Source organism: Ancylobacter sp., from assembly GCF_965279025.1.
Lineage (GTDB): Bacteria > Pseudomonadota > Alphaproteobacteria > Rhizobiales > Xanthobacteraceae > Ancylobacter.
This window is the reverse complement of the sequence record NZ_OZ257132.1, coordinates 1356382-1369033: the sequence shown is the minus strand read 5'-3', so window position 1 is coordinate 1369033 and position 12652 is coordinate 1356382. Positions and strand designations below refer to the sequence as shown.

General features: G+C 69.3%; 11 protein-coding genes and 1 tRNA gene. 4 read left to right on the top strand and 8 right to left on the bottom strand.

The features are described from left to right. Positions 1-85 precede the first annotated feature (85 nt). A tRNA-Arg gene (locus ACQY76_RS06390) sits at positions 86-162 on the bottom strand. 262 nt (positions 163-424) lie between these two features. Between ACQY76_RS06390 and ACQY76_RS06385 the strand changes: the two genes are divergently transcribed. Further along, a complete protein-coding gene (locus ACQY76_RS06385) occupies positions 425-1351 on the top strand; it encodes a thermonuclease family protein (protein WP_428032053.1) in 927 nt (308 codons plus the stop codon). A gap of 101 nt (positions 1352-1452) precedes the next feature. Next, the gene (locus ACQY76_RS06380) at positions 1453-2892 is read left to right on the top strand and encodes a M48 family metalloprotease (protein WP_428032948.1); all 1440 of its coding nucleotides are present in this window, start codon (positions 1453-1455) and stop codon (positions 2890-2892) included. A 144-nt stretch (positions 2893-3036) separates the two neighbouring features. Here ACQY76_RS06380 and ACQY76_RS06375 read toward each other — a convergent pair whose 3' ends face one another. The 6 genes from ACQY76_RS06375 to ACQY76_RS06350 all read right to left on the bottom strand — a co-directional run bounded on the left by ACQY76_RS06375 (position 3037) and on the right by ACQY76_RS06350 (position 10340). Then, positions 3037-3918: an RNA polymerase factor sigma-32 gene (locus tag ACQY76_RS06375; RefSeq protein WP_428032052.1), complete on the bottom strand. Its 882-nt coding sequence runs from the start codon at positions 3916-3918 to the stop codon at positions 3037-3039. Positions 3919-4157: 239 nt separating this feature from the next. After that, positions 4158-4766 carry a CarD family transcriptional regulator gene (locus ACQY76_RS06370; protein ID WP_428032051.1) on the bottom strand — a complete coding sequence of 203 codons (609 nt, stop codon included), beginning with the start codon at positions 4764-4766 and terminating at the stop codon, positions 4158-4160. A gap of 385 nt (positions 4767-5151) precedes the next feature. Further along, positions 5152-5487, bottom strand: coding sequence for a ferredoxin FdxA (fdxA, locus tag ACQY76_RS06365; protein WP_428032050.1), 336 nt, complete (start codon positions 5485-5487; stop codon positions 5152-5154). Between the two features lie 101 nt (positions 5488-5588). Beyond that, positions 5589-5948, bottom strand: a complete 360-nt coding sequence (locus tag ACQY76_RS06360) for an RNA-binding S4 domain-containing protein (RefSeq protein ID WP_428032049.1) — start codon at positions 5946-5948, stop codon at positions 5589-5591. A gap of 7 nt (positions 5949-5955) precedes the next feature. Next, positions 5956-9381: a helicase-related protein gene (locus ACQY76_RS06355; protein ID WP_428032048.1), complete on the bottom strand. Its 3426-nt coding sequence runs from the start codon at positions 9379-9381 to the stop codon at positions 5956-5958. A 170-nt stretch (positions 9382-9551) separates the two neighbouring features. Beyond that, positions 9552-10340, bottom strand: coding sequence for a DUF3108 domain-containing protein (locus tag ACQY76_RS06350; protein ID WP_428032047.1), 789 nt, complete (start codon positions 10338-10340; stop codon positions 9552-9554). Positions 10341-10687: 347 nt separating this feature from the next. Between ACQY76_RS06350 and rpmB the strand changes: the two genes are divergently transcribed. Both rpmB and ACQY76_RS06340 read left to right on the top strand, forming a co-directional pair. Continuing rightward, positions 10688-10981: a 50S ribosomal protein L28 gene (gene rpmB / locus ACQY76_RS06345; RefSeq protein ID WP_428032046.1), complete on the top strand. Its 294-nt coding sequence runs from the start codon at positions 10688-10690 to the stop codon at positions 10979-10981. A 5-nt stretch (positions 10982-10986) separates the two neighbouring features. Further along, positions 10987-11607, top strand: a complete 621-nt coding sequence (locus ACQY76_RS06340) for a queuosine precursor transporter (protein ID WP_428032045.1) — start codon at positions 10987-10989, stop codon at positions 11605-11607. A gap of 21 nt (positions 11608-11628) precedes the next feature. On the opposite strand, the gene ACQY76_RS06335 is transcribed toward ACQY76_RS06340, so the two are convergent. Continuing rightward, positions 11629-12645, bottom strand: coding sequence for an esterase-like activity of phytase family protein (locus ACQY76_RS06335; protein WP_428032044.1), 1017 nt, complete (start codon positions 12643-12645; stop codon positions 11629-11631). Between the last annotated feature and the right edge of the window lie 7 nt (positions 12646-12652).

The window sequence follows — 12652 nt, the reverse complement described above, 5'->3', positions numbered from 1 at the left end:
ATCTCTCCCACTTTAAAGACCCGGCGGCGGAAAGTGAGAAAGAAAGCGCAGAAAACGCTTGATTATCAATGCCTTGAAAAGAGTATGGCCTCCCGGAAGGGAATCGAACCCCTGACCCCAGGTTTAGGAAACCTGTGCTCTATCCTGCTGAGCTACCGGGAGTGACCGCGCGTACATGAACCCAATTGGTGGCTCCGATCAAGGGGGCGGGGGTGCCGCCCGGGCCGGGCGGGCCTTGTTTTCCAGGGGTCGGACGTGGCCGGGGTGGGCGGTGACTTTGCGTTGGCGATGGCTTGGGGTAGGCGATGGCTTGGGCTACACTGAGGCGACGCTGTGGCGAGCCGTCATCGGCATCGCACATGCCTTGCACGTCGGCGGCCCCGCGAGGGGGCCGGCGCGAGGCCAAGGGTTCGGGGGGCGGATCATGGGCGCCATGCCGGAGGGCAAGAAGGCGTCGTTTCGATGCGCGCTGTTTCCATGCGTGTCGGGACGCCGGCGCGTCCTCCTTGCCGGCGCCGTGCGGCGGGGGGCCGCCGCCGGGCTGCTGCTCGCGGCCTGCACCGTTCCGTCCGCGGCGGCCGAGGGGGTAGCCTGCCCGGATGCCGGCGTCGAACGTGGCTCCGTCGCCTCGGTCAGCCCGTCGGGCGACCTCGTGCTGTCAGACGGCACGGTGCTGCGGCTGGCCGGGCTCGCCGGTGGCGGCGCCGGGGCGGAGGTCGGGTGGCGCCCCGGCCTCGCGCAACGGGTCGCCGGGCGGGAGATCCTTTTCGCGGCCGGTCCCGCGCGTGACCGCTACGGCCGGCGTGCCGCCCTCGTGCGTGAAACGCCGATGGACGGCGCCGCCATCACGCTCCAGCAGGCGCTGCTCACTGAAGGATGGGCGCTGGCGCGGCCGGAGGAAGGCTTCCTCGGCTGCCTGCCATCCTGGCTGGAGGCCGAGACGGAAGCCCGACATGCCCGGCGCGGCCTCTGGCGCCGCCTGCCGCTCGATGCCCGCCAGGTGGATGCGATCCGCGCGCAGCAGGGGCGCTTCACAATCATAGCAGGCCGCGTTCTTGATGTTGGAAAGTCGAGCCGCGTGGATTACCTCAATTTTGGCCGGGTTTGGCGTCAGGATATGACCGGCAGGCTGGAGAGGCCGGCGCGAATCGCGCTTGAAGCGCAAGGCATCGCACCGGAAGATCTTGCCGGTCGCCAGATGCGGCTGCGTGGTACGGTGTTCGAATCCGGCGGACCGGCGATTGCCATCCGCCGGGTTGAGCAGATCGACTGGCGGATCGACCAGCCGCCGGACCGGCAGGCCGGGCGGGAAGAGGCAAGGGGCCGGACACGGCCGACGGGGGACGAGTGAGCGCAGGGATGGGCACGCGGAGGCCGGAGCGGGCGGCGCCAGCAGGGCGGGCCCGGACGCGCGCCGCCTTGCCCGGAATTCCGCGCGCGCTGGTGCGCGCAATGCTGCGCGGCATGCTGCTCGGCGGCGTGCTGCTGCTCGGCGCCTGTGCCGGCCTGGTGGAGAAGCAGGCCTCCGCTCCCTCTGCGCCGTCGCGGCTGGAGGAATCCCTCACCCCGGCGCAGCGCAAGGAGCATGACCGGCTCGTCGCCTCCTATGGCGGCGCGTATAGCGACCCCAAGCTGCAGAAGCAGATCGAGGGGGTGGTAAACCGCCTCGTCGCCGCCTCGGAGCGGCCAGACCTGCATTACCGCGTCACCATCCTCAATTCACCGGCGGTGAACGCCTTCGCGCTGCCCAATGGCTCGCTCTATGTGACGCGCGGCCTGCTGTCGCTCGCCTCCGACAATTCCGAGCTCGCCTCGGTGCTGGCGCATGAGATGGCGCATGTCATCGCCAATCACGCGGCGACCCGCGAGGACCAGATGAAGCAGGCGGTGCTGGTCAGCCGGGTCATTTCCGACGTGGTGAACGATTCCGATCTCGGCGCGCTCGCTTTGGCGCGCAGCCGGGTGTCGCTCGCCAGCTTCTCGCGCGGGCAGGAGCTGGAGGCGGACGCCATCGGCGTCGGCATCAGCGCCCGTGCCGGCTTCGATCCCTATGGGGCGGAACGCTTCCTCACCACCATGGGCCGCCAATCCGGCATGCGCGCAAGCTCCATGAGCCAGAGCACCAGCCCGGATTCGCCCGATTTCCTGTCGAGTCATCCCGCGACGCCGGAGCGCATCTCCATCGTCATGGCCAATGCGCGCGAATACGCCTCGCCCGACAAGCCGGGCGAGCGCGACCGCAAGCAGTATCTCGCCTCGATCGACGGGCTGGTCTATGGCGACGACCCGAAGGAAGGCTTCGTGCGCGGCCGGCGCTTCTTCCACCCCAAGCTCGGTTTCACCTTCACGGCGCCGCAGGGTTTCACGCTGGAGAACACCTCGCAGGCGGTGCTCGGCGCCTCTTCGTCCGGGCGCGAGGCGCTTCGGCTGGACGCGGTGCGGGTCGCCGGCGACCAGAGTCTCGCGCAGTATCTGTCCTCGGGCTGGATCGAGGGCGTCGAAATCTCCACGGTGGAAAGCCTGGTGCTCAATGGCTTCCCGGCCGCCACCGCGGTGGCGCGCGGCGACCAATGGTCGTTCCGCATGTTCGCCATACGCTTCGGCAGCGACGTCTACCGGCTGATCTTCGCCGCGCGGGACCTGACGCCCGAGCTCGACCGCGCCTTCCGCGAGGCGGCGGAGACCTTCCGCCGCGTCTCCATCGAGGAAGCGGAGAATGTGAAGCCGCTGCGGCTGCGGGTGGTGACGGCAGGCCTCACCGACACGCCGGAGCGCCTGGCCGCCAAGATGGAGGTGCAGGACAAGGCGATGGAGCGCTTCCTGGTCCTCAACGGGCTCAATCGCGGCGACAAGCTCGGCTATGGCGAGCAGTACAAGATCATCGCGGAATAAGCCGGCTGCTTCCGCTGGATGTTGCGGTGACGGATCCCCCGCCGTGGCGACGTGGCTCGACCCCTGCGCGTTGCGCGTCGCGACGGCCAGGTGTCGGGCCGGGCATGACGGCGTCCGGCGGCAAGACCGTTCACGCCGGCAGCCTCAGGCGGAGAACGCGCCGCGCGGCACGTTGGGGCCGTTGGTCAGGGCGAAGCGCAGCTTCTCGATGGCGCGGCTCTCGATCTGCCGCACCCGTTCCTTGGAAATGCCGAGCCGGGCGCCGAGTACCTCGAGCGTTTCGCTTTCGTCGTTCAGCCGCCGTGCCTTGATGATGCGGAATTCGCGCTCGTTGAGCCCGCGCAGCGCGCCGATCAGCCAGCGCCGCTGGCGCTCGCCGTCGATTTCGCGCGTCGCCTGCTCGTCGGGCAGCGGGCCGGCGGCCACCAGCTGGTCGAGCCGCTCGGCGCCTTCCTCCTCGCCGGCAACCAGCGGGGCGTTGAGCGACAGATCGGGAATGTTCAGCCGCGCGTCCATGCGCGCGACTTCGGTGGAGCTGACCCCCAGCTTCTCGGCAATGGATTGGTGCAACTGTTCCCGCGTCGGCGCCGGGCTGCCCTCATTGGCCCGCTCCAGCTGGGCGCGCACGCGCCGCAGATTGAAGAACAGTGCCTTCTGGCCGGAGGAGGTGCCGCCGCGCACGATCGACCAGTTGCGCAGCACATAATCCTGGATAGCGGCGCGGATCCACCAGGTGGCGTAGGTGGAAAAGCGCACCTCGCGGGTAGTCTCGAAGCGGGCGGCCGCTTCCATCAGGCCGATATGGCCCTCCTGCACGAGGTCGGACATCGGCAGTCCATAATTGCGGAAGCGGCGGGCTATGGCCAGAGCGAGGCGCATATGGGCATGGATGAGCGCGTGCAGCGCCTTCTGGTCGCCCTTTTCGCTCCAGCGGCGGGCGAGATCATATTCCTCGTCGCGCTCCAGCAGCGGCGTGGCCATAGCGGCGCGCGCGAGTTGGGTATTGCGGCCGGCCTGCTCGCTCATGCGCGTCTCCCCGAACCTGTCGGGCCCGCACCGGACGTGCGCAAACGGTCTTGTGCCGCTGAACGCGCGGCGCCCATGCCCGAACGGGGCGTCAACGTCGCAACGGCGTCAAAGTTCCACCTGCCGGAAAGCCGGAGCCGGCGATCGACGCGGCGCGGGCGGGGAGGGGCGCGACAAACGAAAAAGGCCCGGCGCGGGCCGGGCCTTGGTCGTCGGGTGACTGTCTTCCGGCGAACCGCTTAGGCGGCGGCTTCTTCCGTATCGGTGTCGTCCTCGGCCTCGACGACGTCCGCCTCGGCTTCCGTCTCGCCCTTGCCCAGACGACGCGGGCCCTTGAGCAGGTTCTGCTCGATCAGCTTGATCGCCTCGGTCTCGGTCAGATTGTCGACGGCGGCCAGTTCGCGGGCCATGCGGTCGAGCGCGGCCTCATAGAGCTGGCGTTCGGAATAGGACTGCTCGGGCTGGGCTTCGGAGCGGTAGAGATCGCGCACCACCTCGGAGATGGCGACGAGATCGCCGGAATTGATCTTGGCCTCGTATTCCTGCGCGCGGCGGCTCCACATGGTGCGCTTCACGCGGGCGCGGCCCTTGAGGGTTTCCAGCGCCTTCTTCAGCACGGTGGGCTCCGAGAGCTTGCGCATGCCGACCGAGACGATCTTCGGTACGGGAACGCGCAGCGTCATCTTGTCTTTTTCAAAATGGATGACGAACAGTTCGAGCTTGAAGCCCGCAACTTCCTGGTCCTCGATCGCCACGATGCGCCCGACACCGTGCGAGGGATAGACGATGTGCTCGCCCGTCTTGAAACCCTGGCGGATGTTGCTGGACGGCTTCTTGATCGACGTCATACTGTGCCTGCTCCTGGGTCTCGGTTCATCCGGCGCCGCGTCGCCCTCGGCGCGTACCGCCTGCGGCTCGACCGCAGGGAAAAGAACACCCCGGCTCCAACGGGTGCGGGAGCCGTCTTTCAGCCGTCGACGGAAAACTCAGGGAAGCCCTTCCTGCGGCGGTGGCCGCACGAAAAGCGAAGGCCCGACATCAATTCCGGGAGGGGCGCTCCGGTACGGGAGCGTTGCGCCATGGCAAACCCAATCGACTGCACGAGGGGTATATAGCACAAATCTGGGGAGAATCAAAATACTGCCGCATTGCAGCGCGTGCCCCCGCGCGACCGCTGGCGTGGGCAGCGGTCGGGTGGCGCGATCGGTGGCGACCTGCCGTTAGGGCCGTCGCTCAGTCCTGATTACCCGGTTCGGGCGAGAGATACTGTAGCTTGTCGGGCACACCATCCCACTCCTTCGCCTCGGGGAGCGGGTCCTTGCGGTCGGTGATGTTGGGCCAGACCTTTGCGTAGTCGGCATTGAGCGTCAGCCATTTGTCGAGGCCCGGCTCGGTATCCGGCTTGATCGCCTCGGCCGGGCATTCGGGCTCGCACACGCCGCAATCAATGCACTCGTCCGGGTGGATGACGAGGAAGTTCTCGCCCTCATAGAAGCAGTCCACCGGGCACACGGAGACGCAGTCGGTGTATTTGCACTTGATGCAATTATCCGTGACTACGTAGGTCATTTACTCGATCTCCGTGCGGGGCATGTGGATTAGGCGCGCAAAACCGCTCCGCAAGGCTCCCGTAGCGCACCTGTCGGAACGGCGCAACCGGCATCCCCGGCCTAGGACGCATGGCTGCCCGGCGTGTCGTCCGCCGTGATCTCCACATAGGTCTCGGCGGCGGCCTTTGCATCCCCGCGCCGGGCGATAAATCCGGTCACCCGCCAGAGCCGCACGCGGGCGTCGAGGGAAAGGGTGAGGACGTCGCCAAGCCGGACCTGCTGGCTCGGCGCGGTGACGCGCGCCCCGTTCAGCCGCACCCGTCCCGCCTTCACCAGCTGGGCGGCGACGCTGCGCGTGCGCACGCAGCGCGCATGCCAGAGCCAGACATCGAGGCGAAACCGCTCGGCCGGCGGCGTGTCCGGCGCAGCGGCGTCGCTCCGGCCATCGCCGATGATGCGCGCCCTATCTGCGCGCCTCATCGCCGGCTCAGCCGCCGTTCTTCTCCGCCTCCATGCGCGCCTTCAGCGCGAGCAGGGCGGCGAAGGGCGAATCGGGATCGACCGGCTTGTCGCGTCGGGCGTCGTTGCGGTTTTCGGGACGCGCATGCGCGGGGGCGCGGTCCGGCCGCTCGCCGCGATGATCGGGCCGGGGCGGGCGGTTGCCGGAGTCGCGACGGTTCTCGTCGCGGCGCGGCTCGCGCTCGCCTTCCGCCCGCTCGGGGCGGCGCTCGCGCCGGTCCTCGCGGGGCGGACGACGGCCACGCTCGCCCTCGGGGCGCTCGCGACGGGCATCGGGGGCCGCGCCTTCGGCGGGCGCCTCGCTGCGCGGCGCCGGACGGCCCTGAGCGGCGGCGTCACGGGGAGTGCCATCGCGGGGCGCGCCGTCACGGGCGGCGCCCTCGCGGGTGTTTTCCCGCTGACCCTGGTTGCCACGGCGCGGCTGATGCGCCGGGCGGTTCTGCCCCTGCGGCCGGCCCGGACGCCAGATCTCGATCATCGCCGGCTCGGCCGGTGCCGCAGCGACAGTCTCTTCCGTGGAAGAGGCTTCGACCGGGGCGGCTTCCTCCGAAGCGGAGTCCACCGCAACGGCGTCCGCCGGTGCCGCCATCTCTTCCAGCGCGGTCTCTTCCAGCGCGGGCTCCACCGTCTGGTCGAACACCGGGTCGGTGAACACCTCGCCGCTCACGGCGGTGGGGTCCACGGGCAGGGCCTCGCGCGGCGCCTCCACCGGGGCGGACGTCTCTTCCAGCGCCGGCTCGACGGTCTGGTCGAAGGCGACATCGGTGCCAACAGGCACCTCCACCACGCTGTCGGCCGCCACCTGTTCAGGCGCGGCCGCTTCGGCAACCGTGCTGTCGGCGGCCGCGACGTCGCTCGCGGCATGGTCGCTTACGGCCGCTTCCGGCAGCGCGGGTGTTTCCACCGGCGCCGGGCGGCGTTCCATGCGGTAGCCAAGCGAGCGCAGGATCGAGGCGAAGTCCTCGCCCGCGCAGCCGGCCAGCGAGGTCATGGCGACGGTGGCGGTGAAGCCATTGCCGTCGAAGGCTCCCGCCGGCTTCTCGCCGGGCGCATTGGGCCGCCAGGCCAGCGCCGGGCGGATGAGATCGGCGAGGCGCTCCAGAATGTCGACGCGCACCGCCCGCTCGCCCGCGACGCGGAAGCCGACGGCGCGGTAGAGGCCCTTCTGGATTTCCGGGTCGACCGGAATGGAGGTGCGGCCGGACGCGGCGAGGTGCGGGAGCTCGTCGAGCCCCTTCTGCTGCAGCCCGCCATGCTTGAGGGCCCAGAGCTGGGCGGCGAGCGCGCGCGGCGCCGGCTTCAGCAGCGCGGGAATGTAGATGTGGTGGGCGCCGAAGCGCACGCCATGGCCGCGCAGCACGGCGCGCGCGTCCTGGGCGAGCGCCTTCATCTCCTCGGCCACGCGGTGGCGCTCCAGCACGCCAAGCGATTCGACCAGCTGGAAGGCGATGCCGCGGGCGATGCCGGTGATATCCTCCGCCTTGCCGAGGGCGAGCAGCGTGCCGAGCAGCTTCTCGATATGGGCCTTCAGCCACAGCTCGATGCGGGCCTGCACGGAATCCCGCGCGGGTCCGGTCAGGTGCTCGTCGGAGATGACCTTGAGGCGCGGGGCGAGAACCTCCTCGCCGGGAATGAGCTTGGCCACGGGATCGCCGATCCAGCGCAGCGTGCCGTCGGTCGACAGCACGAAGGCCTCATCGGGCGCTTCCGACAGGCGCGTGGCGCGGGCCTCGATCTCGCCGGCCAGCGCTTTCTGCGCGGCAGCGCGCAGCGCCTTTGCCTCCGGTCCGCCGGCGGATGCGTCCGCCGCGAACTGGAAACCGAGCAGATGCCCGATGACATGGCCTTCAACGACGACGTCGCCGGTCTTGGTGATTTCTGTTTCGAGCATCGCGTTCTCTCGCAGGCGTCTCATCAGCACGCTGGTCCGGCGATCGACGAAGCGGTGGGCGAGCCGCTCGTGAAGCGCATCGGATAGCCTATCTTCCACACGCCGCGTGACACCCTGCCAGTGTTCCGGGTCGTCGAGCCAGTCCGGCCGGTTCGCCGCAAAGGTCAAGGTACGGACCTGCGCAATGCGTCCCGACAGGGTGTCTATGTCACCTTCCGCTCGGTCCGCCAAGGCCACTTGTTTGGCAAACCACTCGGTCGACAGCCTTCCGCGCCGCATCAGGTCGTCATAGACCGTCGCCACGAGGTCGGAATGCGAGGCGGGAGACACCTTCCGGTAGTCCGGCAACTGGCAGGCTTCCCACAGTCGCTCGATGGCCTGGGCGCCGGTCGCCAGCCGGCGGATCGCCGGATCGGCGCCGAGCCGCTCCAGCACCAGGACGTCGTCGGCGGTGGGCGCGCGGGTCAGCCCTTCCTCGCGTGGCGGAATGGCCAGCGAGCGGTTGAGCGCCTCGATGGTGGAGAAGTCGAGCACGCTGTTGCGCCATTGCGCCATGCGGTGCGGCTCGAAGGCGTGGGCTTCCAGCCGTTCCACCATCTCGGCATCGAAGGGCGTGCAGCGCCCCGTCGTGCCGAAGGTGCCGTCGCGCTGGGCGCGGCCGGCGCGGCCGGCGATCTGCGCCATCTCGCCCGGGTTGAGCCGGCGGAACTGCCAGCCGTCGAACTTGGTGTCGCCGGCAAAGGCGACATGGTCGACATCGAGATTGAGCCCCATGCCGATGGCGTCGGTGGCGACGAGATAATCCACGTCGCCATTCTGGTACATCGCGACCTGGGCGTTGCGGGTGCGCGGCGACAATGCGCCCAGCACCACCGCCGCCCCGCCGCGCTGGCGGCGGATCAGCTCGGCGATGGCGTAGACCTCGTCGGCGGAGAAGGCGACGATGGCCGAGCGGCGCGGCAGGCGGGTGATCTTCTTCTCGCCGGCAAAGGTGAGGTTCGACAGGCGCGGGCGCACCAATATGTTCACGCCCGGCAGCAGCTTCTCCACCAGCGGGCGCATGGTGGCGGCGCCCAGCAGCAGCGTTTCCTCGCGGCCGCGCCGGTTCAGCAGCCGCTCGGTGAACACATGGCCCCGATCGAGATCGGCGGAGATCTGGATTTCATCGAGCGCCACGAAGGCCACGTCGAGGTCGCGTGGCATGGCTTCCACCGTGGCGACCCAATAGCGCGGATTGGCCGGCTTGATGCGCTCCTCGCCGGTGATGAGCGCGACATTGTGCTCGCCCGCCCGCTCCACCAGCTTGCCATAGACCTCGCGGGCCAGCAGCCGCAGCGGCAGGCCGATCAGCCCGCTGGAATGGCCCAGCATGCGCTCGATGGCGAGCGTGGTCTTGCCGGTATTGGTGGGCCCCAGCACGGCGGTGACGCCGCGCGCGCGCAGCGAAGGCGGCAGGGGCTTGGTGGCGGGGCGCAGATGGCCCGGCGGGGCGGCGATGTTCATGGTGCCGAGAAGCTGGAGCCGAGGAACTGGAGCCGTTCAGGAGAGCCACCGCATCGGCACGGGCCAGCGGGGGCGGTCCTTTTAGCATGAGATGGGCGATATGGGGACGCCTGCGGGAAATTGCCCGCCGCTCGCCGGGCACGGCCGGCAAGTGCGTTACGGCAAGTGCGTTACGGCATTCCCGCCTTGGCCGGGGTGGCGCGGGGGCCGACCACCTGGGTCTCGAAGGCTTCCGCCTCCAGCTGTGCGACGCCGACCGCCGTGGCCACGGAGGCGCGGAACGGCACCAGCAGGCGCGTGCCGGCGACCGGCGCCAGCCACACATACATTTCCTTGTTCTTCATCATGTATTTCACCCCGGTGCGGCTCGGCTTGTGGCCGGAGATGGGGCGGTAGGCGACGCGGCAGACGACGGCCGGGCCGGCATAGCCCTTCTCCGCCTTTACCTGGTCGATGCGCTCATAGCTGAGCGCGAGGTCGTAGCGCTGGCGTCCGTCGAAGATGTTGAGCGTGCGATCGCAGGCCTTGGCCGAAACCGGCTCATCGGAGCCGGGCACCATGATCAGCGCCGCCGTCATCGGGTCGAAGATGCCCTTCTTGTCCTTGTCGCTCACCGTCACGCGGTCGGCGGAAGGAAAGACCGGCGGCATCACGCGCATGTCGGTGACGCCGGAGGCGTTCATCACCAGGCGGATGGCCTCGCTCTTCTTGTCGGATTCGGCTTCCATGGCGAAGGTGCGCGGGGTGAGCACGCCGCGGCTTATGGCGCCGCGTGCCCCGGCCGTGCCCTTGCCGGTGGAAACCGCCTGCACCACGCCGGTGAGCCGGCCGCTGCCGGAAGCGATGTAGGAGCTGTCGTCGACCTCGACCAGCAGCGCCGCCCGGCCGAGTTCCAGCCCGCCCAGCGACATGCGGTAGCGCGCCTCCAGCCGCCCGTCGGCCAGGGCGTCAGGGACCATCGCGCCCGCGCCGGCGAGCGCCAAGAAGGCCGTGAGGCACACCCGCATCATGAAGGCACATTCCCGAATCGCCCGATCGATCAGGCGGAAAACCCAATTTATGCCTGTTTCGGATGTAGGGGGAAGGCGGCGGAACTGTGTCTGGGCTTTCACGAACGCGCCAGCGCGGCCGTGCTGAGGGGCGGTTGCCGGGCGGCCCCCCGCCGGTGTTCCGACTCCGCCGGCCTTGACGGCGCCGGGGGCGGCCCTTATAGGAGCGCTCTCAATTTCCACGAATGCCGCATGCGGGATCGTCGGGCGCTTCAGAATGCCTGCGACGCATCGGTTTTGATACAAGGATGTCCACGATGTCGCGTCGGTGCGAACTTACCGGGAAGGCGGTTCTGTCCGGCAATCGCGTGAGCCACTCCAACCGCAAGACCCGTCGGCGCTTTCTGCCGAACCTGGTGAACGTCACGCTCACCAGCGATGTGCTGAAGCGGTCGGTGAAGCTGCGCGTGAGCGCCAACGCCCTGAAGACCGTCGATCATCGCGGCGGCCTCGATGCGTTCCTGCTGAAGGCCCACAGCGAAGAGCTGTCGCCGAAGGCTGCCGAACTGAAGCGCGCCGTCGCCAAGGCGAGCGTCGCCGTCGCCGCCTGAGCGCGATGAAGATCGCCGGCTCGCAGGTCACTCTCTCGAAGCTCGCCCTCCCCGTCCTCTGCATGATGGCGGTGGTGGCGGCTTCGAATGTGCTTGTCCAGCATCCCGTCGAGGCGTTCGGCCTCCAGGAAGTGCTGACCTGGGGCGCGTTCACCTATCCGCTGGCCTTTCTCGTCAATGACCTGACCAATCGCCGCTTCGGCCCTGCCGTCGCGCGGCAGGTGGTCTATGTCGGCTTCGCCCTCGCGGTGCTGCTGTCGATCGTGCTGGCGACGCCGCGCATCGCGCTGGCCTCCGGCACGGCGTTCCTGTTCGGCCAGCTGCTCGACATCGGCGTGTTCAACCGCCTGCGCCGGATGAGCTGGTGGCAGGCGCCGCTGGCCGGCAGTCTGTTCGGCTCGGCGGTGGACACGGCGCTGTTCTTCTCGCTGGCCTTCGCCGGCGATGCGGACATGGCCTTCCCCGTCACCTACGCCTCGACCGGCATCACCGTGCCGCTCTGGGTCGGGCTCGCCTATTTCGACTTCCTGGTGAAGATGGCCTGTGCCCTTCTCGCGCTCCTCCCCTATGGCGCGCTGATGAGCCGGCTGAAGCCCTGGGGCGCCGCGCCGGGCACCTCCCGCTAGGCATCCTCCCCTTCCGCCGTCTTACTCGATGAGGGCGAAGCGCAGCAGCAGCGTGCGCTGGAGCGGGGAGAAATTGTCGTCCGACAGCATGGTCAGGATCAGCTCGCCCGCCGCGTTGCGGTGCAGGGCCAGCGCTTCCATGTTGTCGATGGCCGCCAGCCGGTTGGCGGTGAGGATCACCTCCCCCTTGATCACCGCGCCGGGCTGGATCGCGCTCAGGGGAAAGCGTCGCAGGCGCATGGCGACGCCGCGCAGGAAATCGAAGCGCCGCTCCAGCAGATAGACCATGCCGTCATCGGCCAAAGCGGCATCGGTGGCGGAGAACTCGTCCATCCGCTTCACCGTGAAGCGCCCGGTCGGCACCGGCTTGTCGAGCGGGGCGAACAGGAAGCCGGGCAGGGCGGCCGGATCGTCCGGGCTTTCCTCGGCGATGACGACGATGGCCGCCGGCACGCCGCCCGGCGGCGCCAGCATCGCCTCGGGCCCCTGATTGCCGCCGAGCCGCGACAAGGCGGGGTCGGTGACGAGCCGGCGGCCGGCGGCAAGGAGCGGGTTGGCGCCGGGGAACAGCCAGACTTCCTGCGCCCCTTCGATGCCGACCAGCGTGCCGGCGGGCGTGCGCGCCAGCGATTCGACGTCGCCGCGCCCCTGTTCGGCCAGCGACTTGCCGTTGCTGGCCATCATCGGCGCCATCTGCGCGTCGGTGATGCCGACCGGGCGATCGCCCTCGCTGAGGATGCGCCCGGACAGCCACCATCCCTTGTCGGTGATGGCCAGAAAGGCGGCGCCGTCGGCATCGACCGACAGGCCCGACAGCCCGCCGAAGGTCGACGTGGTCGAGGACAGCACCAGACCGCCGCGGAATTCCAGCGGGCCGAAGCGCATGGCGCCGCCGGCATCGAACCGCTCGATCGGCGTGGCCTGTATGGTCATCGGCTGGGCGGCCGCTTGGCCGGGAGCCAGCGCCAGCAGCAGGGGCGCGGCGAGCAGGGTCGCGGCGAGAAGGGGCAACAGGCGCCCGGTGGCGGGAATGCGCATCGACCGA

Excerpts from the sequence above, each read along its gene's own strand:
- ACQY76_RS06385 (WP_428032053.1), top strand. The coding sequence starts at position 425 with ATGGGCGCCATGCCGGAGGGCAAGAAGGCGTCGTTTCGATGCGCGCTG.
- ACQY76_RS06380 (WP_428032948.1), top strand. The coding sequence starts at position 1,453 with ATGCTGCGCGGCATGCTGCTCGGCGGCGTGCTGCTGCTCGGCGCCTGT.
- ACQY76_RS06375 (WP_428032052.1), bottom strand. The coding sequence starts at position 3,918 with ATGAGCGAGCAGGCCGGCCGCAATACCCAACTCGCGCGCGCCGCTATG.
- ACQY76_RS06370 (WP_428032051.1), bottom strand. The coding sequence starts at position 4,766 with ATGACGTCGATCAAGAAGCCGTCCAGCAACATCCGCCAGGGTTTCAAG.
- fdxA (WP_428032050.1), bottom strand. The coding sequence starts at position 5,487 with ATGACCTACGTAGTCACGGATAATTGCATCAAGTGCAAATACACCGAC.
- ACQY76_RS06360 (WP_428032049.1), bottom strand. The coding sequence starts at position 5,948 with ATGAGGCGCGCAGATAGGGCGCGCATCATCGGCGATGGCCGGAGCGAC.
- ACQY76_RS06355 (WP_428032048.1), bottom strand. The coding sequence starts at position 9,381 with ATGAACATCGCCGCCCCGCCGGGCCATCTGCGCCCCGCCACCAAGCCC.
- ACQY76_RS06350 (WP_428032047.1), bottom strand. The coding sequence starts at position 10,340 with ATGGTCCCTGACGCCCTGGCCGACGGGCGGCTGGAGGCGCGCTACCGC.
- rpmB (WP_428032046.1), top strand. The coding sequence starts at position 10,688 with ATGTCGCGTCGGTGCGAACTTACCGGGAAGGCGGTTCTGTCCGGCAAT.
- ACQY76_RS06340 (WP_428032045.1), top strand. The coding sequence starts at position 10,987 with ATGAAGATCGCCGGCTCGCAGGTCACTCTCTCGAAGCTCGCCCTCCCC.
- ACQY76_RS06335 (WP_428032044.1), bottom strand. The coding sequence starts at position 12,645 with ATGCGCATTCCCGCCACCGGGCGCCTGTTGCCCCTTCTCGCCGCGACC.